This window comes from Candidatus Contendobacter odensis Run_B_J11 (assembly GCF_000531125.1).
Classification (GTDB): Bacteria; Pseudomonadota; Gammaproteobacteria; order Competibacterales; family Competibacteraceae; genus Contendibacter; species Contendibacter odensensis.
Map to the genome: position 1 here is coordinate 1 of NZ_CBTK010000224.1, position 22,181 is coordinate 22,181.

The window sequence follows — 22,181 nt, forward strand, 5'->3', positions numbered from 1 at the left end:
GCAAAATGACATCCCCCTGCCAGCGTTTCATGGGGGCGTGAGAAACTGATAGGTGGTAAGCACCAGACGGTAATGCCCGATCCCATCCGAACCAGGCTGGGCCAAAACCGATGGAGCTTCTTCAGCGTCGGCCCGAATTGCCATCCAGCCCCACCCGATCAAGGCCAGTAGTATCCCGACTCGGACCCATCGCATGAATCCTGTCGCGGGTTGCTGCCCGGAATAACCGACGCGGCGATCTCTGCTCACCCGATTCATTAGCTAAATCTCTTTATTTCGCTGCGGACTGTTCATGCCCGCTATGCCCGTGAAGGGCAGCATAGGCGGCGATCTCTGCGTCGTCCAAAATCCCGACCAGTCGTTCACGGGCAAAAACCCGGAAGTGGCTTTCCACAATCTTGCTGTTCAGGCCACTCTTCCGGTACAGACCGAGAATGAGACGCGCCTCGAAACCATTGCCCTGTTCCAACCGGACGATGTAGTCGCGTTCCAGCGCTGTTCGTTCCGCCGGATCCAGCCGATCCAACGCCGCCTGCAAGCGCATCGTTAGCAATTGGGTACGCAGGCGATCCAATGAGATTCCCGGTGATTCATGGCTTTCGATCAGTTCTGGCGATCCGGCGGAATCGGCGGATGCTGTCCTGATCCGCACCGCCGCCGGTCGGTAGTCTTTGCGCAGCGCGACCAGCAGATAAGCCGGCAGGTTCTGCACCTTACCCGCCACCAAGTCGCGCTCGACCACCGCGATGTTGTCCTCCAGATAATCGGGATCATGCATGACAAGCACTCTGCGGATTTGGCGGACGCTCAGGCCAAAGGCGGCCAGTTTCTCGCACAAGCGCCCATGGCGCTCCTCGGTGTTATCGCTGGCCGGTGGCGTTTCTCCAACCATGGCCATCGCGGCCTGCCGCTGCGCAAACAGCAACATCTGCGGATTATCCCCCACCCGGAAGCGAACTGCGGCGATCTTGCGATGATCGCGCTGGTAATCCACATCCAGGATCAGGTCCGAAGTTTCATTGACCTGCCGCACCGCTGGTTTGATGATTTTATCGTTGAACTTGCGGAAATCCTGGTAGTAGCCATCGGTCTCGCTGATCCCCAGCAGGCGCTTGAGATTGTCCAGGCCGATCCAGCCGGTGGTGCCGACCCGGCGATAGCGCAAACAGTTTTCGTACAGGGCCAGCGCATAACCACTGCTGAACTTGCGCTGGATGCTGAGGTTAAGCAGCGCGTAAATCTCGGGACGGTAAAGCTTTTCGCACAGTTCGGGACTGTAGGCGTAAACGCAGTAGCCATTCTTGATGACCGCCTGCGCCAGCAGCGTGGTGGCACCCCATTCTTCCTGGGCGCCGTCCTCATCGAGAATGTTCCATTCGAGTACCGTTCGCGCCAGCGTTTTCAGCGCTTCCTTGAGCGGGTCGAGATTATGCGTGTTGAAACCTATGGCCTCGGCGAGATCCTTGACCCGAATACGATGCACTCGTGCTGTCAGCAGATCTTCATAGGCATTGTGCAGCAATACATTCGAGGCTTTACGCTGGGTTAGCGTAAGCCGGTTGTTGATATGGATGGCAGCGATGTGCTTCTTGAGGTTCTGGTCGGCCAAGTCCGCCACAACCATTTTTCGGGCTGCATCCGCGCTGTGGTGTTTCTCTCTGCGCCCCATACAAAACAGTTTAGCAGCAATGTCCCTATGTTCAAGCGCAGTGATTGGGGACATTTTTTATCCCATAAACGGGGACATTTACCGGCTGATCAACCCTCGGCACCACCGACAACCGACGGTGCAACCCGCCGTTCTCCCGCCTAACGACTAAAAAGCAGGCGATAAGGCGACAATTTTGGGGTTATCGCTACAACATGCTGTTTCAGCAGTCTTTCTCGTCGGTTTTCGCGGGTGATGAAAATTTCATCCCATAAACGGGGACATTACGAAAATTTCATCCCATAAACGGGGACATTTCAAAAACCGCATCCCATAAACGGGGACATTACCAAATTTCATCCCATAAACGGGGACATTTCATTTTGCAACTATCCCATAAACGGGGACATTACGTCCCATAAACGGGGACATTAGGTGTTATAACAATTTGATTTTTAAAGACTTTTCGCACCCTAAACGTTTTAAACAAAAGATCGTTTCTTTTAAACAAATTCAAAAGATCGTTAAAAACGTGTTCTAAACGACAGAAGAGGTATTAGTAAACAGGAAAAAATCGTTTCTCGCGAAAAACCGCCAAGCAACAAGCTGACCCTGATGCTGCAACCAACTGTCCCCAAAACATGGTTCAATCCACATGCCGGAATTCGCACCAGCTACAACCGGAAACCTGCTAAACCCCAAAAGATGGTTCGGCAGAAGCAGTGGAACCGGAACCGGCCGCAACCAAGAACAACAGCGCCAAGGAACCTGCGATGAAGATGGGGCAAGCTGGAAGCGTTCAAGAGCCAAAGCACCCCGGCCAAGTCAAGCTAAAAATCATGACCCATGACCTGCAATCACGATGTCGTTCCCGCCCAAGCGGGGGTATTGGTCTGCACCATCCCCATTTACCAACGGCGTGACTGGAAGTTCATAGCGAAAATCATCCCGCGCCGGGCAGCCTCGACAGGAAGCGCTGGAACAACTCGGCTCAGGGCTTTTCGTACATTAAGCCCGCTGGCTGGCGTTCTGCGCCTTCCTGATAAAGATTGGCTAGTCAGGGTATGGAAAATCTAAAAAAGTGGCACACACGCCTTCTGGAGCGGTTTTAAGGGCACTGTCACTGCATGGATCGGCCGATACTTGCGCCGGTTGTTTCAGGAAGTCTGGGTAACGCTCACCGCTTCGGGAACGATGTAGCCAGGCAATCCACCGTCAGACCGTTATCGGGATAGAGAATCTTCGAACGGTCAGCATAAACCTCACGGGGTACATTGCCGTAGTAGGTCTGATAACTCAGGCTCTCGAACCGGGTACGCTGCTCCACACCATCGGGAAGCGCCCCATAACGCGATTCGCAGCGATTCTCCGCCCAGGATAGCCATTCCAGAAACTGCCGGTCAGTCGCATAATTCGGCGTGCAAGCGCCGCTCGCCAGTATCGCTAATAACCATGCTGATTGATATTTCATATACAGTCGCCCCATTATTACTATCGCTCGGATCTTGTCGTACTCAATTAGCTTAAATTGTCCTGTCAAACACCACTAATTGCTGTCTAAACAGTATTATATTCTTTTGATTATTATTTCTCAAATATTTGAAATTAAACAGGTAATAAATCATAGGTATTTAATAATGCCAATACCGTAAATAGCGCACACAAAAATCATTTTTCTATTGTAATCGCGCAGAGTTTTTAATCAGAACAAGATGATTACAAAATCGGATCGAATAGCCGAGCCGCACGTACTGCCCACCGGAAAATCCAGCCCCGGCTTCGCAGATCAGCAGCGGAGGTGCGTCGGCTCTGCTGAAAATCATGCGCCAGCATCGCGGCAACCTGACTGGCAAAACCTCGGTCTACTACCACCGCCATGACCTCAAAGTTGAGCCGCAACGAGCGATTATCCAGATTAGCGGTGCCGACTGCAGCCACCTCGTCATCCACCAGCACCACCTTTTGGTGCAGAAAGCCCTTCTGGTAGCGATAAATCTGGATGCCGGTCCGATCCGCAGCGTCCAGGAATGAGAATGAGGCGAGATAGACCAATTGATGATCTGGTTTGGCGGGGAGCAGGATACGAACATCTACCCCGCGCAGAGCAGCCAGTTGTAACGCCTCGAACACGGGCGGGTCAGGCACAAAGTAGGGGCTGGCAATCCACAATCGCCGCCGGGCGCTGACAATGGCCTGATGGAAGAACATCGAGCAGGTTTCCAGCGCGTCGGCTGGGCCGGTGGCAAAGATCAGCACCGTTTGGCTACCGGCCACTCTTGACTGCCATTCCAAGTCGGGTATCTGCCGGGTGGCCCAGTACCAGTCTGCGGTGAACACCCGCTGGAGCGCCTGCACTGCAGGCCCCTCGACCCGCAAATGAGTGTCGCGCCAGTGGCCGAGCGGGCCGCGCCCCAGGTATTCTTCACCCACATTCAGACCGCCAACGAAAGCCACCCGACCATCCACCACCACAATCTTGCGATGGTTGCGAAAATTGAGCTGTAAGCGGTTGCGCCGACCGCGTGTGGTACGGAACGCCGATACGGCGATACCCGCCGCCCGCAAGGTTTCCATATAGCACTTTGGCAGGGCATGACTGCCGATCTCATCGTACAGCACCCGAATCGATACGCCAGCGGCGACCTTGCGCAGCAAGCGGGTGTGCAGATCACGGCCCAAGTCGTCGTCCTTGATGATGAAGAACTGGATCAGAAGGTAACGCTCGGCGCTCTCGATGGCGGCAAAGATCGCTCTGAACGCGGCATCGCCATCCACCAACAGTTCTAGTGCGTTACCCTCGGTATAGGGAGTGCGGCTCAATTGGGCGAGAACCTGAAGGTCTTCAGCCCGCTCGGCCGGTAAATCGGCAGGGTGGTCGCGCAGGCGCTCCAGGATCATCGCGATGTCACTGCGATTAGACTGATCCAGCGCGCCATTCCGCAAGACCTCGATATAACCGTGGAAGCGGTTGCGGCCTAAAATCCAGTACAGCGGCAGGGCCAAATAGGGAAATGTCAGCAGTGAAACCGCCCAGGCGATGGCACCCTGCGAGGTTCTGACGCTGGCCACCGCATGGATTGCGGATAACACCCCCAAGGTGTGAATCAGTGCTACTACAATCGTGATCAGCACAATGAAATCAGGCATCAGCATCAAGGTAGCATCCTAGTGGGTAGGTGAGGCTTCGGATTATGCAAAACCTTAAGCAATGGCTGGCAAGTTTGTTATTGGGGTGGATGGTAGTGGCTGGCTGGGCGATTGCGCAAACGGTCCCGGCGGAAAACCCAGCGCCCAACGCGATACCGGTTAAATCATTATCGAACCGCCTGCTGGGTGAAATCCGGCATGAAATCGTAGCTGTCGAACCGTGGTTGGAGCGCTATGGTTACGGTGCGGTGTTCGCGGCGGTAGGCGTAGAAGGCTTCGGCATCCCGGCGCCCGGCCAGACTTTGCTGATCGCCGGCGCCGCGACCGCCGCCACTCAGGCCAATATGCACATCAGCCTGCTGCTGCTGACCGCCTTCCTGGCGGCGATATTGGGCAGCAGTCTGGGCTATCTCATCGGGCGCCGGGGCGGGCGGGCGTTGCTGCGCCGGTTCCGGGTGGACGAGCGCCGCTTGCAGCGAGTTGAACAGGGATTCAATCGTTATGGCGGGGGGCTGATCGTGATCGGCCGGTTCTTTGATGGGCTACGCCAACTGAACGGCATCGCCGCAGGCATGCTGGAAATGCCTTGGTGGACCTTCACCGCCTATAACGTCTTGGGCGCAGCGCTTTGGGTCGGTTGCTGGGGGCTGGGCATCTACTATTTCGACGAGCATCTGCATACGATAATTGCCACCCTCCGGCAACTCAACCCGTGGGTGGTGGCAGCTACGCTGCTGGGAATGGCCCTATTGTTTGTCTACGGTTGGCACCGCTGGCAACGCCAAAACCGGGTTGGTCTTTAAGCCGCGCAGCAAACGGTACACCACGCGGCCTGGTGCTACACAAGGCTACCGGTTTATCCAGCCGCCCCCGCGATTATTCCAGCCGCCGCCCCGATTGCTCCATCCGCCGTGCCGGTTATACCAACCACCCCCGCGATTATTCCAACCACCGTGCCGGTTGTACCAACCACCGCCCCGGTTCGCCCAACCACCGCCCCGGTTCGCCCAACTACCGCCCCGGTTCGCCCAACCACCGCCGCCATGCCGGTTCACCCAGCTTCCGCCGCCGCCCCGGTTAACCCAGCTTCCGCCACGGTTGTACCATGCCTGGGCAGAATCGGGAGTGGTCAGCGCGCCACCTACCAATACTCCGCCAATCACCGCCTGCGACCACTTGCCCAAGCTGCGCAGAAATTCGCGGCGCTCCTGCTCGGCGGGCTCGTCATTCAGGTTAGGGATTAGGTCGGGCTGTTGCTCATCATCATGGTCAGTCATGAAAATCCATCCTTAACAGTTAGTAGTGAAAACCCCGGTCAATGCTGGCCGGAGACCCTCTGAAAAAACACACTAAGACTGGGCTATCTTAGCTGAATATCCCCTGAAAATATCAGGCTGCGAGGCTGCGCGCCGCCACCGCTTCCCGCGCCAGTTCCTGTGCGGCCCGTTCCATCCGCCCGAACAGAACCTTGTACAACTCGCAGTAGGGATCTTTCTCAAACAGGCTGCCGTGGACGGTATAGGTTCGCACCGGGCAACCGCCGTGGCAGAGCGAGAGGTAATCGCAACTCAGGCAATCGCGCTGGATGAGCTGAATCGGCCGCTCATTGAACTTCTGGCGGGCGGGGCTGGTGCGCAACAATTCACCGAAATTTTCCGACTCAAAAATGTTGCCGTAATGATAATCCGGGTAACTGGTGACCCAACAATCGCATTGCGCCACATAACCCCGCGCATCAATCGAGACCAGCGCATTGGCGCAGTTGTCGCCCCAGATGCAGGGCAGAGTCGCCGGTTCATGGCTGAAATGCTGGAGCAAAGTATCAAACGGGCCAACGCTGATCCCGTGCCGATGACCACGATCCAGCCAGACCTCGGCCAGTTCCAGATAAAAGTGGCTGAGTTTTTCCACCTCGGCTACCGGTAGTTCCTTCTTGACGGTATTGGTATCGCCGCCCGGAAATGGGGTGTTGACCTGAAACTCGGTGATGCCGAGTTCATCAACGAAGTGGCGGTAAAACCGCTCGGCGCCGATGTCCAGCGTTGCCTGATTGGGTACGGCGATGACCTGCACCGCGATACCCGCCGCCCGCGCTTCCTGCACCCGCCGTCCCCAGATTTCGTTATAGCTTTCCGGCCCTTGCCCCAGCAACTTGCGATGCAGGTTGGGGTAGTCCAGCGAAGTGCCGACGCTGTTGCCGAACATGCTGGCAATCACCGGATTCCAGCGCGCACTGTAGGCCAGCATGTTGCTTTGCAGACTGTGGAACACCTGTTTATCACGCGCATCGGCCTCGCGCTGGATCAACTCATGAGCCTGCTCATACCAGCTTGGTGGCAGCAGCATCGCCTCGCCGCCCTGCCAATAGATGGTCAGCGACCGTAACGATTTCTCGACCATGTAATCCAGCACCTTGCGGATCATTTCGCCCAGGCGGTCGAGGGTAAGCCGGTCGTCAGCCTTGTTCTCAAAGCAGTATTCGCAGTCCGCATTGCATTGCAGGGTGGAGAGCAGAATGAGTGAAAAATGACTTTTCATATACGAAGGACTCCTCGGAACATGGCGGACATTGCTACAACGGCGACGGATTTATCTATTATTAAAGCAGACTCATCACCGGTTACCGGCGAGCGCGACGAAATTGACAGGCCGGAAAGGCATCTTTATCTTCCGAAACACCAATCAACCTGAGTTCTGGACTCTTGAATTATGAAAACTCTGCTGAATGTAGCCTTAATCGCCGCGATCGGTTTGAGCGTCGGCGCCTGTACCGTCGTTACGGATCCCAGTTCCGGCTCCAGCGCCAGCAGTGGGGGTTCCAGCAGCGCCGCGTTTATGGACCGCCAGCAGCAGATTGCCGAATTCGCCAAGGTCAATCTGGAGCGGCTAAAGCAGGATATGGCGGCGGGCCAGGGCGAATATCTGGCTTCGCTGGCAACGCTGCTCGGCGTTGATCCCAACCGCCAGCCCGAATTTTTCGCCTTCACGCAAGACCGGTTTGCCGTGCTGTTCCCCAATGACCAGACCACCGCCGCCGCTATGCTGGCGACACTGAACCGCGAACTGCGCACCGATCCGCGTTTCGGGCAACGGCTGGCATTGAACTAAGCCGCTGATTATCCCGATCCCGCTGCTGGCCGGTCTGCTGCTTGGCATTTCATTCTGGGCTGCCGATGCCGGTGCGGATTCCACCCACCTTGCCGAATTGTTGCACCGCGCCGAGGCCGCCGATCTGGCGGCGCGGCGCGAGTGGCAAACCCTGCTGCATTATCGCCCCACCGCCGATGGCGCGGGCGTAGTCAGCGATGCCGATGATCCCCGCTTCTTTCTCGCTCCCACTGGCAAAACTGATCCCGATGCGGAACTGGCCGCGACCTTGCGCGCCTTCTTCAGCACCGATGCCGTGGGCGGCGATCCGCAGCCGGCGCAATGCGCCTTTATCGCCCGCTACCGCTGGTTGAAGCGCGAACTCGAGTTCGACGACCGCCGCTTGCCGCCGCAATCCTGCGAGCGGTTCCAACATTGGTTCCACGAGTTGAACGCCGAATCAGCGACGCTGGTGTTTACCTCGGCCTATCTCAACAACCCCGCTTCGCTGTTCGGTCATACCCTGTTGCGACTGGACCGGCGCGGTCAGACCGAACACACCCGACTGCTGGCTTATGCGATTAACTACGCCGCCAACGATACCGCCAGCCATGGGCTGATGTACGCGGTAGACGGCATTACCGGCGGGTTCAAGGGTACTTTTGATCTACAGCCTTATTACAAACTGGTGCGGACTTACAGCGATCTGGAAAGCCGCGATCTCTGGGAGTACCGGCTGAATCTAAGTCCGCCGCAATTGCAACGCTTGCTGGAACATGTCTGGGAATTGCGTGAGATTCAGTTCGATTACTACTTCTTCCGGGAGAATTGCGCCTGGCAGTTGTTGACGTTGCTCGAAGTCGCCGATCCGACCTTGCGATTGAGCGATGAGTTTACCCTCTGGGCCTTGCCGCCCGATACGATCCGGCTACTGGTGCAGCAGCCCGGGCTGGTGGGAGCGATCACCGCCCGTCCGGCGCGTGGCACCGTCATCCGCCGTCGTTATCAGGCGCTGCATCCCGATGAGCGGCGACTGGCGCAACGATTAACCGACGATCCGGCCATTACCGCTACGCCGGCATTCGCTCAACTTGCCCCGGAGCGACAAGCGCTGTTGCTGGAACTGGTGCTGGATCAGCGCTTGCACCGCCGAGGCGGCAAGCTCAAGGGGAAGAACGCAACCGTGCCGGTAGCGGATGAGATCGCGCATCAGTTGTTAACCGCTCGCAACCGGCTGGCGGTGGCCGCAGCGCCGGTGGTCATCGATCCCTACGCCACTCAGCCGGAAACCGGTCACACCTCGCGGCGGATTGGGTTTGGCTTCGGTCAGCGGAACGGGACCGGATTTGTGGAGTTGAATGCGCGGGCCAGTTATCACGATCTGCTGGAACCCGACGCCGGTTATACGCCGGATGCCCAGATCGAATTGCTGAACATTGCGATCCGCTACTACCAGGACCGTAACCGCTTAAAGCTTGACCGGCTGACCGTACTCGATATCACCTCGCTACCGCCGGTCAATGCCCTGTCGCCCCGCCCGGCCTGGCGTATTCACGTCGGCTGGGAGCCGTATCCGCGCCCGAATTGCCCTGATTGCACCGCCTTCAATCTGAGCGGAGGGTTGGGGCTGGCGGCTGAAACCGGCTGGCGGTGGCGAACGCTGTGGTTTGCACTGCCGGGGCTGGCGTTCGATTACGGCGGTGATTTCGCTGGCAATTACCGGGCCGGGCTGGGGATGACGGCTGGGACGCTGCTGCAACCGCTGGCCGGTTGGAAAGTGCTGGCCAGCGTCTCGTGGCTGGATTATCGCTGGGGCGAAACCGGCACCGCGATCCGGTGGTCCATCGGGCAGAATCTGGCGTTGGGGCGGGATTGGGCGCTGCGGGCCGATTGGCGCGCGCTCGAAGGCACGCATGAGTTTGGAATGGGTCTGCGTATTTACTTCTAAGCCGCATCAATTGCTTTACCAAGCAACGACTTGATTGCGCCCGCCTTGCTTAGCGCGATAGAGTGCTTCATCAGCGCGAATGAGCGCGGCATCGACACGGGTATCGGTCGCATCCATGGTGGCGATGCCGATGCTGACCGTCACCGGAATAGGCTGATCGCCCATCAGCGCCGGAGTCTCCGCCACCTTCCGGCGCAGGCGTTCGGCGAAGACCAGGGCCGCCACAAGATCAGCACCGGGCAGAATAATGGCAAACTCCTCTCCGCCGATGCGGCCCATCGTATCGATCTTGCGCAGATCACCGCGAGCCAGATTTGCGAAGTGCTGGAGCGTCACATCCCCAGTGGCGTGACCGTAGGTATCATTGATCCGTTTGAAGTGATCCAGGTCAAACATCAACACCGCTGCACGTTGGGTGTCGTGCCGTTGCAGCCGGGCCAGTTCTTCGGCCATCCGGGCCATAAAATAACGCCGGTTGGATAGCCCCGTCAGAAAATCAGTGGTGGACATCTCCCGCAATTCTGCCTCCATGCGTTTGCGCTCGGTGATGTCCTGCATCGTCGGCAAGCCATAGAGCGCCTGACCCGCTGCATCCCGCAACAACCGAACTGCCAAGCGAACCCAGACCGTACTGCCGTCCTTGTGGATATAGCGCTTGTCCATTTCGTAGCGGTCGATCGCGCCGGCGATAAGCTGGCGCGCTTGCGCTAAATCCGCATCCAGGTCGTCCGGGTGGGTGATTTGCAGAAAGCTCATCCCCACCAATTCGTCCGCCGAGTAGCCAATGATCTGGCATAGCGTGTCGTTCACCCGCAAAAACCGGTAATCCAAAGAGACAATGGCTGCGCCAATCGGCGATTGGTCGAAGGTGAGCCGGAACTGTTCTTCGCTCTCGCGGAGCCTCTCTTCGATCTGGCGCTGATCGGTTAGATCGTGACCCACCGATTGCAGTTCGATCAGATCCTGACCCTCGTCGAGGATGGCCCGATTGCGCCACTGTACCCAGCGCACCGCACCATCCGCCCGAAGGACCCAGTGTTCGTTGATGTCGCTGGGATGGTCGGCGTTTAACTCGGCCAATTTTGCGGCGGCGCCCGCCTGGTCTTCCTGCGGAATCAGGGACATCAAATTAGCGCCCAAAAGCTCCTCACGGGAGCGACCGAAATAGTGGCAGTAAGCGTCGTTGACGAAGGTGAGGATCCCGTTGGGTAAGAATCGGCAAATCAGATCGGTTTGCCCTTCGATGATGGCACCGTAGCGAGCCTCACAGAGCCGCAGCCATTCATCGTTTTGCTTACGCTCGGTGATGTCTTCATGGGCGATCACTACCCCTCGACGCGGCGCGGCCATCGGATAGACGCTCATTCGGAACCACCGCGACACTTGTGGAGCATCGCAGGGATATTCCAGGGTGAAATGGTCTCGCGTTCCTCTTAACACCGCCTCGATGCCGGCCCAGGCGGACGCCGCCGCTGCTCCGCCAAAGGCTCCAACGGCAGATAGACAGATGCTGCGGTAATTCAAACCTACGGAATGCCGGGCTAACGCCGGGGCGCCGTTTTCCTCGGCAAAGCGCTCCCAGGCCGCATTGACTTTAACGATCACGCCCTGCTCATCCAGCACGGCAACATGTTCCGTCAGCGAGTTGAATACGGTGGCATTCAAAGCTTCACTCTCCTGCAATGCTTCTTCTACCCGTTTGCGCTCGGTGATGTCGTCCACGGTGGTAATAAAAAAATCCACCGTGCCGTCGCGATGGCGCACGCATTTAGCGTTGAGGGTGGTGAACACAACTACGCCATCTTTGCGGATGAAGCGCTTATCTATCGTGTAGCCCTCGGAGTCCCCGCGCAGGACGCGCTCGAATTCGGCGATGTTGGTGGCCAAGTCGTCGGGATGGGTCATCTCCACCCAAGTCATATTGACCAGTTCTTCGCGTGGGTAGCCGAGAATTTCACACAGCCGGTCGTTGCATTTCATCCAGCGTTTGCTCTCAGGCGAGGAGAGCGCCATGCCGACGAAGGGCAGGTCGTAGAATTTCTGGAGCCGCCGGCCGACTCGCGTTTGCCGCAAGGTGCGGCGGGCTTTAGCGACGCAGTCCAGCAATTCCTCGGGGCCAAAGGGCTTGCGCAAGTAATCCGCTGCGCCCTTGCTCAAAGCAGTAGTGGCTTCCATCACTGAAGTAGTGCCGCTGATGATGATCGCCGCCATATCCAGACAGCGCTCGGCGACAAAATCCAGGACGGCGGCTCCCCCCACCCCCGGCATCCCCAGATCCAGCACCAACAGGTCATAGCGGTTTTCGCTCAGTTGCGTCATGGCCTGCTCGCCGCTACCGGCCATGGCGACTTGATATCCTTGAGCGGCGAGGAGTTGTTTCACGCCGGCCCGGATATAGGGTTCATCGTCCACCACCAACACCGAGAACGGATGCTCCGGTTCCTCCACTTCACCGCTGTATTCGTTGTTCAGGTCTTTCACGGCAAACTCCCTTGGCAAGCTTCCATGGCTTCCATCAGCAAAAGAGCGGGATACTGAAGGTCAAGCATCTTGGATAGCTGCCTATGTCTACGCAAAAGACAAGCCAATTTACGAATCGGGCAAAATCCCTCCCTATTTAATGGATAGCCTATTGAATATTAAAGGAAATGGAGTGCTGAGGACAGCAATGGAAAAGGAACGGAGTACCGCAGACTTTTCAATTTTGAAACGGCATTTTTTTCAGCGCGTTTCAATTTGAAATACCGGCTACTTCTGAGCGGCACGATTCACTGCTCCAGCGATTGCCGCCGCCTCCTCATCGGCGGTCGTGGCAACGCCCATCTCTAAAAAGTAGGCCAGCAGAAAAAGCACTCCAACGCCTACTGCCCAGCCGCACAGTTGCCAAACCCAGATGGAGGGGACGCCGAATAGCCAGGTGGCCGGTTGCTCAGGATCGCCAAACAGAGTAGTGCCGATCACCGCACCGGGACCGACGGCGACCAGCAGCCACAATACTGTCAGTGCCGCGATAGGCCACACCCAACACCGTTGATGCGGCGATAGCCGCGTCTGTTCCGTCAGCCAGCGGTGGCATTCCATCTTGCGTTCAACGTCGTCGCGGGTAACAGCGGAGACCAGAACGGCCATCCCGAAATTCACCAGCAGTCCCCACACTGCCGCAAGAATGGTCAACGGCCAGCGACCCCAGTGGACGCTACCACCGCGCCAAAGGGCATCGGGGGCAAGAGGCTTGTTTTGTGGGAGGTCATAGTGGTCTGTGCTGTACGATGTCGCCTTAAATGATTAGCGGAAGACTGACGCACGGCGATGGCCAGCACGGATCTTGGGGTTTGCAAACTCACCCCCGCCGACACCCTCAGCCGACAGATTCTGACCGGGAGTCCATCACATCATGAAATTTCCCTACGGCTTAAGCGATTTTGTCACCCTGATTCAGGAAGGCTATTTCTATCAGGACCGCACCGACCGAATTCCCCAACTCGAAGAAGCCGGACGGCAACTGATTTTTATTCGCCCGCGCCGCTTCGGCAAAAGTCTGCTGTTATCCATGCTGGAGCATTATTACGACGTGAACCGCGCCAATCAATTTAATGCGCTGTTTGGTCAACTCACCATTGGACAAAATCCCACGCCATTGCATAACCAGTATTTCGTAATGAAATGGGATTTCTCGCTTATCAAAGCCCAAGGTGATGTCAAGGAGATTGAAGCCGCCATCCACCGGCATATTAACTTAGGGGTGAGGCGTTGTGCCAAGCGTTATCAACTCAGCGTAAAAATTTGTGAAGAAGACGCAATTGATTCCTTCGGCTCTTTACTCACGGCTATCCAGTTTTCCGGTCATCGATTATATCTGCTGATTGATGAGTACGACAACTTCGCCAATGAAGTGCTGATGACCGGGCGCAAACAGGACTATTACGAAGCCCTGTTGTACGGTGAAGGCTTGTTGAAAACCGTGTTTAAGGCGGTCAAAGCAGCAGCCGGCGGGCAAGGACTGGATCGGGTGTTTATTACCGGGGTTTCGCCGGTGGTCTTGAGCGATATAACCAGTGGTTACAACGTCGGCGAGAATATCTATCTGGAAGCAGCTTTTAATGATCTGTGTGGATTTACTGAGGCGGAAATTGCAACGGTATTAGAGCAAATGGCTGTGGAAGGCGTGGCCTGGTCAACCGCCAATGCGCTGGACACGATGCGGACATTTTACAACGGCTATTGTTTTAGTGAAGACACACCGGATCATCTCTACAACCCTACCTTGAGCCTGTATTTTCTAAAATATCTGCAAAATCATGGTCGTTATCCGCACCAAATGTTAGACGAAAACCTGGCGATGGATCGCAATAAACTGCTGTATATTTCCCACCTGCCGCACGGTGAAACCCTGCTCATCAAAGCATTAAGCAGTGACGCCGGGGTTATTATTCCACAATTAGCCCGCCGCTTTGGAATTCAGGATATGCTGAATGCAGTCAAAGATCAGCCTTTCATGGCTTCCTTATTGTATTATTTCGGGGTGTTGACGCTGGCAGGATCAGCTGATTTAGGCAAATTGAAGCTAAAAATTCCTAATTTGGTGGCGAAGCAGTTATATGTCGAAAGGTTACAGGAGATGTGGCTGCCGACGTATGAGGATCGGGAAGCCCTCCAGCAGAATGCCGAAGCTTTCTATCTGACCGATGATTTACAGCCCTTATGCGATTTCATCGAAAGCCGCTATTTTAAGGTTCTCGCTAACCGGGATTATCGGTGGACTAACGAACTGATGATCAAAATCGCCTTTTTGACTCTGTTATTTAATGACCGGCTGTATATGATGGTGTCGGAACTGGAACTGAATCGCGGTTATGTCGATTTAAGCCTGATTGTTCGGTCTGATATGCGCCGGTTTCAAGCGCTGGATTTATTGCTGGAGTTTAAGTACCTGAGTCTGAAAGACCTGGAGTTCAGCGGGGAGCAGGTACGCGAGAAAAGCCGGGCGGAATTACTCACTATGCCGGTCGTTGCGGCGAAACTGGACGAGGCCGATGTGCAAGCCCGGCGTTATGGCGCAACCTTGCGGGAACGCTATGGCTTGAGCGAATTGCGGGCTTTTGCGGTAGTCGCGCTGGGTGTCGATCGGGTAGTCTGGCGGGCGGTGATATAGCCGTTTTCCAGGGGGTTGCGTCCGGCGGCGAACTCTCCCCGTGTCCATTACGGGACACGGGGTTTTTTAGCAGTTTATACCAACCAAAAACTCAATATCTATTACGAAATGCTATTATCTTTTTTGTCATGTACAGAGCTTCAATGAAGTGGAGTGTTGAGGACAGCAATGGAAAAGGAACGAAGTACCACAGACTTTTCAATTTTGAAACGGCATTTTTTTCAGCGCGTTTCAATTTGAACTATCGGCTACTTCTGAGCGGCACGATTCACTGCTCCAGCGATTGCCGCCGCCTCCTCATCGGCGGTCGTGGCAACGCCCATCTCCAAAAAGTAGGCCAGCAGAAAGAGCACTCCAACGCCTACTGCCCAGCCGCACAGTTGCCAAACCCAGATGGAGGGGACGCCGAATAGCCAGGTGGCCGGTTGCTCAGGATCGCCAAACAGAGTAGTGCCGATCACCGCACCGGGACCGACGGCGACCAGCAGCCACAATACTGTCAGTGCCGCGATAGGCCACACCCAACGCCGTTGATGCGGCGATAGCCGCGTCTGTTCCGCCAGCCAGCGGTGGCATTCCACCTTGCGTTCAACGTCGTCGCGGGTAACAGCGGAGACCAGAACGGCCATGCCGAAATTCGCCAGCAGTCCCCACACCGCCGCATGAATAGTCAGCGGCCAGCGGCCCCAGGCATCCATGCCGAATCCGCGTAATCCGGCTAAATCGGTCACGGTGACCGCCACCAGTCCAATCAGTAGCCCGGTTATCACCCCTTGCCGGGTCAGGAACGGCCAGTAACACACCGCCACCAGCGCCGGGACCATTTGCAAGCCGTAGGACACCGCCAGCCCGCCTAACAACGCCAGCGCATCGCCAGAAGCACTCGCTACCAGCAAAGCCAGCATCGTCACTAGCACCACTCCCATTCGGCCAATAAATTTCAGGGTGTGATCATCCGCGCCGGGCATTAGAAACCGCTGAAACACATCATAGGCGATGAGTCCGCCAGCCGTCGCCATATAACAGGAGGCAGTAGATTCCATCGCCGCCAGCGCCGCAATCGCCAGCAACCCCATCAGCCACGGCATCGTTTCACCCACCAGGCGAATCAATTCCGGCACCAATAAATCGCGGTTTTGCAAACCGTCTTCAATCATGGGATGGACTAAATCGGGATGCGCCGCCAGAAAACTCTGGTCAGCGCCGAGAAAGTGACCGCCGATGCCCTGAATAACGGTGAACACCATCAAAATGAGTCCCATGACTAATGCAGAGACCCACACCTGCTGGGCGGCGAACGCCGGTCGGCGACTCGCCAGCGCCAGCATCGAAAAGGCTGGTGAAGTTTGAATCCCCATCAGCGCAATCAGATAGGTCAGGATCATGGTTCCAGTCCATGCCCCACCGACAGCTTGAGAACCGTCGCGCACCCACTGCACTGCGCCCGGAATCGCCAGATAATGGCTATAACCCTCCGGGGTTCGCACCGGATCGTCTTGCGCCAAGGCGATCACTCCAGCCATCAGCCGATCCCAGCCGCCGACGTAGTGCAAAGTCAGCAGTCCGATGATCACGATGCCGATAGCCAACAAGGGCGCTTGCAAGGCGTCTATCCAAGCCACGGTGCGCAATCCACCGGAAGCCACATAACTGATCACCACGCTGGCCAGTACCCACATCCCGAATTGCACCCCCAATAATCCATCGGTGAGGGCATTAAACAAAAAGCCGGCAGCGCGTAATTGCAAACCGATATACGGCACCGAAAAGAACAGCGCCACGCCAACTACTAATATCCGCAGCAGATCAGAACGGAAGTAATAAGCCAGCATCGCGCCGGGAGTAACGAAGCCATAACGTTGGCCCAGCAGCCATTGCCGTTTGAGAAACAGGATGCCGGTCAATGGAATGGTCAAGGCGTAAAAAGAGGCGTAGGCGTATTGCCAGCCGTCGGTATAAGTCAGGCCGGGATGACCAATAAAAGTCCAGCCGGAAAAACAGGTAGCGGTTGCTACCAGCGTGAATAGCAGCGGCGATAACTGGCGACCGGCGAGGAAATAGTCGGTAGCGACCCGTGCGCTTCGTGCGCCCATCACCCCCCAGACGATGCAATAAGCCCAATACAGCATCATCCCGCCGAAAATCCAGGCGATCTTTGGAGTGATACCCGCGATCTCGGTCATGACTCCGGCAAGCCCAGCCGTTCCAGAATCCCGTCACACTCGTCCAGACTGGCGAAGCCGATTTCGATGCGGCCACGACCCCGAACGGCGTCGTAACGCAAGCGCACCGGCGCGGTCAGGCGTTCCTGGAGTCGCTGTTCCAACCGGGTTAAATCAGGATCACGCGGCTTGGGCAGACGGGATGGCGGCAGGGCTTCCAGCGCCGCCCGCCGCCGTTCCAGCTCGCGCACACTCCAACTCTCGTTCGCAGCCTGTTCCGCCAGCCGGAGTTGTACCGCGTCGGCTAAGCCGAGCAGGACTTTGCCATGGCCGGCATCCAGCCGCCCGTCTTCGATCAGCGTCTGCGTCGCCGGGTTCAGCCCGAGCAATCCCAGCGCCTTGCTGATCGCCGGTTGCGACACGCCGAGCAGTTCCGCCAATTGCTCCTGGGTCAGCCCAAATTCCTCGCGCAAGCGGCGCAGCGCCCGCGCTTCCTCGATGGCATTCAGATCCCGGCGCAGCAGATTTTCCACCAGCGCGATAGCCGCAGCGGTCTGATCATCGGCCTCGCGCACCATCACTGGCACCTGCTTCAGCCCCGCCTGTTGCGCCGCTCGCCAGCGCATGTGTCCGGCCAGAATTTCGTAGCTGCCATCTGCTAAAAGTCGCGCCACCAGCGGCTCGATCACGCCCAATTGACGAATGCTTTGCGCCAGTTCGGCCAGATAGCTTTCGTCCATCCGTTGCCGGGGCTGATAACGCCCGGCCACCAATTGATCAAGGTCCAACTGGCGGGTTTCGCCCGCGCCGCCGGTCATCAGGCTGCCGTCGAAGCTGTGGCCGCCCGCGCCGATCCAGTCGCCCAAACTCTTTAGCGACTTGCGCCGACTCATACCAGTGCCCTCGTCCGGTCGGTCTCCGCCGCTTCAATCCCGCTGAGGATTTCCTGTTGCCAAAGCTGACGCACCGCCAGCAGGATTTCGGCATTCACTCCGTCCAGCATCATGATCGCCCGGTTGTAGGTGTCGCGGGAGCCGCGTGGCTGGTCAATCTCGTAGATGCTGACCTGATCGCTGGCGGACTTCTGCAACTCCTTGGTCAGACCCATGCGGTTGCTGAGGATCAATTCCCCGTAAGCGCCGTTAATGACCGCGATGTTGTTCAAGGTTTCGGTGCCGGCGTCCACCTTGGTCAACAGAATATTGAGCCGCTGCACATTGATCTCCTGCTCATACAGGGCGCACAACTGCTCCAGAATGCGGAAATACTGCACGCTGGAAGAGATGTCGTACATGTGCGGAACAATCGGCATGACGATGAGGTTGGCGGCGGCAATAGCGTTCAGCGCCAGCATTCCCAGCGACGGCGGCGTGTCCACTACGATGATGTCGTAGCGATCCTCCACCGTTTTCAGCGCCCGATGCAGCCGCACCGGCGGCGGTCCCAATGGCGTGTTCTGGCGCTCTTCCGGCTGCGACAGCGCCCAGTCGGTGTATTGCAGCGCCAGTCGCGCCGGAATCAACTCCAGATTATCCCAGTGGGTGCGCTGAATCGCCTGGGCGAGCAACTCCGGCGCTGCGGTCAGCGCCGGAAACAGATCATCGCCGTCATTCAAATCCAGATCGGGAATAAAGCCGAAAGCGCCGGTGGTGGTGGCTTGCGGGTCGGCGTCCACCAGCAGCACCCGGTAGCCTTCCCGCGCCAGATATTGGGCAAAGTGCAGCGACATGGTGGTTTTCGCCACCCCACCTTTGAGGTTGGAGAACACCACCCGCACACAATGAGCACCGATGGGCCGCCCCGGCCGTTTGCCAATGATTTCACGGATGTAGTTGACTTCGTTGTAGTTATAGATCCGCCGCTGGGTGGAACCGGCCTCGACCAGGCGCGGCCCCGGCAGATCGCCCCGGGTTTCCAGATTGCGCAGATGATTGGCGGTGCAACCAGCGAGTTGCGCCGCCCGCTCGATGCCGAACTCCGGCAAGGTTTTGACCGCGTGTCGCGCCCCGAGCGCGTCCAGCAGGCGTTGCTGCATCTGGCCGCCGCGTTCGGCGGCGTTGCGGCACAGGGTTCGGAAATTGAATCGCATCGCTTGCATCGGTTCGGCTCCAGAACAAAACAAAGATCGGCTGTTAGCGTTTTTATCGCATTCAATGGGAATTCTGGCGCACGATGGGAAAAATCACAACCGGGGATGAGTATAGTGTTCAGCCCGATTGGCGCTGAAGTTCCCGCAGCTCCCGCCGTAACACTTTTCCCGCCGCTGAAATCGGCAATGAAGCGACGAATTCGACAAAACGGGGAATTTTATAGCGGGCCAGCCGGTCGCCGAGATGCGCCAGCAATTCTTCGGCAATCACAGTCTGATCGGACTTCAGCACGATGAATGCCTTGCCGACTTCGCCCCATTGAGTATCAGGGACGCCGATTACCGCGCATTGAAACACTGCCGGATGCTGATAAAGCACCGCCTCGATTTCCGCCGGATAAACGTTCTCGCCGCCGGAAATAAACATGTCCTTGAGCCGATCCACAATAGTGAAATACCAGTCCTCGTCATAACGCGCCAGATCGCCGGTATGAAACCAACCGTCGGCGTCAATGACTTCAGCCCAGGCTGTGGCGTTATTGAAATAACCGGACGCAATGCTGGGGCCTTTTAATACCAGTTCGCCGACCTGATTCGGCCCCAGTGGCTGATTATTACGGTCCACGATCCGCGCATCAATGAAAAAATTAGGCCGCCCAATACTGCCCGCTTTACGAATTGCATCCTCTGGCGCCAAGGCAAATAACCCCGGTCCAAATTCAGTCATGCCGAAGCCTTGCTTAAAGCGAATCCCTTTTTCGTGGGTATACTGCTCGACTAAAGGCACCGGTAATGGAGCGCCGCCACTGGTGCAGAAACGCAGCGAACTTAAATCGGCGGCAGCCCACCCCGGATTTTGCGTCAGCATCTGGTACATCGCCGGCACTGCCGCAAAGACCGTGATCCGTTCCCACTCGATGAGGCGCAGCACCTGTTCCGGGTCAAAGCGCTTCATCAGCACCGTAGTTCCGCCGAGAATGATTTGCGGCAGGGTGTAAACAAACAGCCCGCCGACGTGAAACAGCGGGAACACGTTGAGATAAATATCGCCGCGACCGAGGTCGTGAATGACGGTATTCAGGCAATTCCAGGCGATCTGACGGTGGCTAATTTGCGCGCCTTTGGCTACACCGGTAGTGCCGCCAGTGAAGACAATAGCCGCAATAGCTTCGCCATCCAGCGTTTCGCAAGTACAGGGAATTAATGGCGCGTTATCCAGAATATCGCCGAAATGCCGGCTGCCGGGAATACCGATGCCGTCTACATGAATCCAATGCTGCACCGATGTTTCGGCTTGCGCTAATGAAGCAACGCTGTCTTTGAAGGCATCGTCGTAAATCAGCGCAGTTGGAGTGACGGTAGCGAGAATCTGCTGCAATTCTCGCCAATGCAGCCGCCAGTTCAGTGCGGTATGAATTGCGCCTAATTTACCGCAGGCGAATAGCAAATCCAGATGTTCAACTCCGTCCTGGGCCAGGATAGCGACCCGGTCGCCTTTCTGGATGCCGCAATCGTGCAACCCATTCGCCAATCGCTGGGCGCGCTCGTTGAGTTGCGCGTAATTAAGTCGTAGTTCCGGCATCTTGCCGGTATCTACCACTGCCAACGCCTCCGGGCTATAAATCGCCCGCCGCCCCAGATAGTCGCCGATGTACATCTGTTTTTTCTCCCTGCGGCGTCTGAATCAGGCCGCCAGATTCTGAGCGGCAAAATCCCAGTTGATCAGGTTGTCGAGTACGGCGGCTATGTAATCGGCGCGCCGGTTTTGATAATCCAGATAATAGGCATGTTCCCAGACATCAATGGTCAGCAGCGGTTTCTGGCCGTGAGCAATCGGCGTATCGGCATTGCCGGTTTTGCTGATCACCATTCCGTCGCCATCTTTCACCAGCCAGGCCCAGCCGCTGCCGAATTGACTGGCAGCGGTTTTGGCGAATTCGGCCTTGAATGCCTCAAAACCGCCGAAGGATTTATCAATCGCGGCGGCCAGCGCTCCAGTCGGTTTACCGCCGCCTTTGGGTCGCAGACTGTTCCAATAGAAGGTGTGATTCCAGATCTGCGCGGCGTTATTAAAAATCACGGTTTGGTCCGGTTTGCCGGCGGTCGCCTTAATCACCGCTTCCAGGGATTGATCCGCCAGCGGCGTGCCGGCGACCAATTCGTTGAGTTTGTTCACATAGCCCTGATGATGCTTGCCATAGTGGAAACCAATGGTCTGCGCCGAAATGGCCGGGCTCAGGGCATTGTCGGGGTAGGGTAGCGGCGGCAGGGTAAACGGACCGGCGGCGGCGCGGGCTGTGCGGGTTCCGGTCAGGCCGCCCAAAGCCAGCACGGCGGAACCGGCCAGCAGAGTAGTCAGGAACCGGCGGCGATCCAGGGAATAGTCGGACAAGGGTGTAGACATTAGTGAGACTCCGCGTTGAGGCATACCGGGTTTGAAAAAGGTCCAGCGCGCTGAACCGATGATAAAAAAGTGTAGCCGACCCGTCATCACGATGGGGCTACTTCACCACCGATAAACACAGCGGCTTCAGAGCGCCAGTTGGATGGCGGTGATGAGGTAAACGCCTTTTTCGCTTTCCTTCATCTCGAATTTCACCTTGTCGCCCACCTTGACTTTGCCCGCCATCGCTTTGTCCGCCAACCGAAAATCCATCACCATTTTGGGCCAACTCAGCGCCGGGATCGGGTCATGGTCGATCAGCAGCTTGCCGGTTGTCGCGTCCACCCTCTTAACCGTGCCGGTAGCGGCGATGAGTACTTCGCTTTTAGACACGGGCGCGGCGCTGTGATCATGGGATTCCGCTGCCGGCGCGATGTCGATGACGCCTAACAGCGCGGCCAGCAGAGTAGGGATAATCAATGGTTTCATCCTAAGTACAGGACAAAAATCTCAAAGCCCAGAGGAAATCCTGGAATTTGTCGGCGAGGTTGAGGATGACGTTACG

18 protein-coding genes are annotated in these 22,181 nt (G+C 56.9%); 5 read left to right on the top strand and 13 right to left on the bottom strand.

The window, feature by feature from the left end; translation table 11 throughout:
* Nucleotides 1-271: 271 nt before the first annotated feature.
* From BN874_RS13120 to cls, 3 genes are all read right to left on the bottom strand, one after another.
* Entirely contained in the window at nucleotides 272-1,723 is a 1,452-nt protein-coding gene (locus BN874_RS13120; protein WP_081756382.1) for a replication initiation protein, read from the bottom strand.
* Nucleotides 1,724-2,825: 1,102 nt separating this feature from the next.
* Entirely contained in the window at nucleotides 2,826-3,119 is a 294-nt protein-coding gene (locus BN874_RS13125) for a hypothetical protein (protein ID WP_034434169.1), read from the bottom strand.
* Nucleotides 3,120-3,364: 245 nt separating this feature from the next.
* Nucleotides 3,365-4,801, bottom strand: coding sequence for a cardiolipin synthase (gene cls, locus BN874_RS13130; protein ID WP_230314433.1), 1,437 nt, complete (start codon nucleotides 4,799-4,801; stop codon nucleotides 3,365-3,367).
* Nucleotides 4,802-4,839: 38 nt separating this feature from the next.
* Here cls and BN874_RS13135 point away from each other — a divergent pair, with 38 nt between their 5' ends.
* Nucleotides 4,840-5,598: a DedA family protein gene (locus BN874_RS13135; RefSeq protein WP_081756383.1), complete on the top strand. Its 759-nt coding sequence runs from the start codon at nucleotides 4,840-4,842 to the stop codon at nucleotides 5,596-5,598.
* Nucleotides 5,599-5,643: 45 nt separating this feature from the next.
* On the opposite strand, the gene BN874_RS24605 is transcribed toward BN874_RS13135, so the two are convergent.
* Together BN874_RS24605 and BN874_RS13145 are read right to left on the bottom strand one after the other, a co-directional pair.
* On the bottom strand, nucleotides 5,644-6,072 hold the full coding sequence (locus BN874_RS24605) for a hypothetical protein (RefSeq protein ID WP_230314434.1): 429 nt from the start codon (nucleotides 6,070-6,072) through the stop codon (nucleotides 5,644-5,646).
* A 112-nt stretch (nucleotides 6,073-6,184) separates the two neighbouring features.
* Nucleotides 6,185-7,333, bottom strand: coding sequence for a radical SAM/SPASM domain-containing protein (locus BN874_RS13145; RefSeq protein ID WP_034434172.1), 1,149 nt, complete (start codon nucleotides 7,331-7,333; stop codon nucleotides 6,185-6,187).
* A 21-nt stretch (nucleotides 7,334-7,354) separates the two neighbouring features.
* On the opposite strand from BN874_RS13145, the gene BN874_RS26065 reads away from it, so the two are divergent.
* The 3 genes from BN874_RS26065 (at nucleotide 7,355) to BN874_RS13155 (ending at nucleotide 9,830) form a co-directional block, all read left to right on the top strand.
* Nucleotides 7,355-7,486, top strand: a complete 132-nt coding sequence (locus tag BN874_RS26065; RefSeq protein WP_268258837.1) for a hypothetical protein — start codon at nucleotides 7,355-7,357, stop codon at nucleotides 7,484-7,486.
* An 18-nt stretch (nucleotides 7,487-7,504) separates the two neighbouring features.
* A complete protein-coding gene (locus BN874_RS13150) occupies nucleotides 7,505-7,903 on the top strand; it encodes a DUF3015 family protein (protein ID WP_051497823.1) in 399 nt (132 codons plus the stop codon).
* Nucleotides 7,904-8,003: 100 nt separating this feature from the next.
* Nucleotides 8,004-9,830: an Lnb N-terminal periplasmic domain-containing protein gene (locus tag BN874_RS13155; protein ID WP_195912189.1), complete on the top strand. Its 1,827-nt coding sequence runs from the start codon at nucleotides 8,004-8,006 to the stop codon at nucleotides 9,828-9,830.
* Nucleotides 9,831-9,845: 15 nt separating this feature from the next.
* Here the strand turns inward: BN874_RS13155 and BN874_RS22665 are convergent, their stop codons facing one another.
* Together BN874_RS22665 and BN874_RS13165 are read right to left on the bottom strand one after the other, a co-directional pair.
* Entirely contained in the window at nucleotides 9,846-12,311 is a 2,466-nt protein-coding gene (locus tag BN874_RS22665; RefSeq protein ID WP_051497825.1) for a PAS domain S-box protein, read from the bottom strand.
* A 267-nt stretch (nucleotides 12,312-12,578) separates the two neighbouring features.
* A complete protein-coding gene (locus tag BN874_RS13165) occupies nucleotides 12,579-13,004 on the bottom strand; it encodes a hypothetical protein (protein ID WP_154724926.1) in 426 nt (141 codons plus the stop codon).
* Between the two features lie 220 nt (nucleotides 13,005-13,224).
* On the opposite strand from BN874_RS13165, the gene BN874_RS13170 reads away from it, so the two are divergent.
* A complete protein-coding gene (locus tag BN874_RS13170; RefSeq protein WP_034434181.1) occupies nucleotides 13,225-14,982 on the top strand; it encodes an AAA family ATPase in 1,758 nt (585 codons plus the stop codon).
* A 248-nt stretch (nucleotides 14,983-15,230) separates the two neighbouring features.
* On the opposite strand, the gene BN874_RS13175 is transcribed toward BN874_RS13170, so the two are convergent.
* The 6 genes from BN874_RS13175 to BN874_RS13200 form a co-directional block, all read right to left on the bottom strand.
* On the bottom strand, nucleotides 15,231-17,165 hold the full coding sequence (locus BN874_RS13175; RefSeq protein WP_051497826.1) for a sodium:solute symporter family protein: 1,935 nt from the start codon (nucleotides 17,163-17,165) through the stop codon (nucleotides 15,231-15,233).
* Nucleotides 17,162-18,037, bottom strand: coding sequence for a ParB/RepB/Spo0J family partition protein (locus BN874_RS13180; RefSeq protein ID WP_034434184.1), 876 nt, complete (start codon nucleotides 18,035-18,037; stop codon nucleotides 17,162-17,164). The genes BN874_RS13175 and BN874_RS13180 overlap by 4 nt, the downstream gene beginning before the upstream one ends.
* On the bottom strand, nucleotides 18,034-19,242 hold the full coding sequence (locus BN874_RS13185) for an AAA family ATPase (RefSeq protein ID WP_034434187.1): 1,209 nt from the start codon (nucleotides 19,240-19,242) through the stop codon (nucleotides 18,034-18,036). Before BN874_RS13185 ends, BN874_RS13180 begins: the two co-directional genes overlap by 4 nt.
* Before the next feature lie 109 nt (nucleotides 19,243-19,351).
* Entirely contained in the window at nucleotides 19,352-20,890 is a 1,539-nt protein-coding gene (locus BN874_RS13190; RefSeq protein WP_034434189.1) for an acyl-CoA synthetase, read from the bottom strand.
* Between the two features lie 27 nt (nucleotides 20,891-20,917).
* Nucleotides 20,918-21,637, bottom strand: coding sequence for a superoxide dismutase (locus tag BN874_RS13195; RefSeq protein ID WP_081756385.1), 720 nt, complete (start codon nucleotides 21,635-21,637; stop codon nucleotides 20,918-20,920).
* A 126-nt stretch (nucleotides 21,638-21,763) separates the two neighbouring features.
* A complete protein-coding gene (locus BN874_RS13200; protein WP_195912190.1) occupies nucleotides 21,764-22,096 on the bottom strand; it encodes a copper-binding protein in 333 nt (110 codons plus the stop codon).
* Nucleotides 22,097-22,181: the final 85 nt, after the last annotated feature.

Excerpts from the sequence above, each read along its gene's own strand:
- BN874_RS13120 (WP_081756382.1), bottom strand. The coding sequence starts at position 1,723 with ATGTCCCCAATCACTGCGCTTGAACATAGGGACATTGCTGCTAAACTG.
- BN874_RS13190 (WP_034434189.1), bottom strand. The coding sequence starts at position 20,890 with ATGTACATCGGCGACTATCTGGGGCGGCGGGCGATTTATAGCCCGGAG.
- BN874_RS13150 (WP_051497823.1), top strand. The coding sequence starts at position 7,505 with ATGAAAACTCTGCTGAATGTAGCCTTAATCGCCGCGATCGGTTTGAGC.
- BN874_RS13135 (WP_081756383.1), top strand. The coding sequence starts at position 4,840 with ATGCAAAACCTTAAGCAATGGCTGGCAAGTTTGTTATTGGGGTGGATG.
- BN874_RS13180 (WP_034434184.1), bottom strand. The coding sequence starts at position 18,037 with ATGAGTCGGCGCAAGTCGCTAAAGAGTTTGGGCGACTGGATCGGCGCG.
- BN874_RS13170 (WP_034434181.1), top strand. The coding sequence starts at position 13,225 with ATGAAATTTCCCTACGGCTTAAGCGATTTTGTCACCCTGATTCAGGAA.
- cls (WP_230314433.1), bottom strand. The coding sequence starts at position 4,801 with ATGCTGATGCCTGATTTCATTGTGCTGATCACGATTGTAGTAGCACTG.
- BN874_RS13125 (WP_034434169.1), bottom strand. The coding sequence starts at position 3,119 with ATGAAATATCAATCAGCATGGTTATTAGCGATACTGGCGAGCGGCGCT.
- BN874_RS24605 (WP_230314434.1), bottom strand. The coding sequence starts at position 6,072 with ATGACTGACCATGATGATGAGCAACAGCCCGACCTAATCCCTAACCTG.
- BN874_RS13175 (WP_051497826.1), bottom strand. The coding sequence starts at position 17,165 with ATGACCGAGATCGCGGGTATCACTCCAAAGATCGCCTGGATTTTCGGC.
- BN874_RS26065 (WP_268258837.1), top strand. The coding sequence starts at position 7,355 with ATGGCGGACATTGCTACAACGGCGACGGATTTATCTATTATTAAAGCA.
- BN874_RS13185 (WP_034434187.1), bottom strand. The coding sequence starts at position 19,242 with ATGCAAGCGATGCGATTCAATTTCCGAACCCTGTGCCGCAACGCCGCC.
- BN874_RS13145 (WP_034434172.1), bottom strand. The coding sequence starts at position 7,333 with ATGAAAAGTCATTTTTCACTCATTCTGCTCTCCACCCTGCAATGCAAT.
- BN874_RS13195 (WP_081756385.1), bottom strand. The coding sequence starts at position 21,637 with ATGTCTACACCCTTGTCCGACTATTCCCTGGATCGCCGCCGGTTCCTG.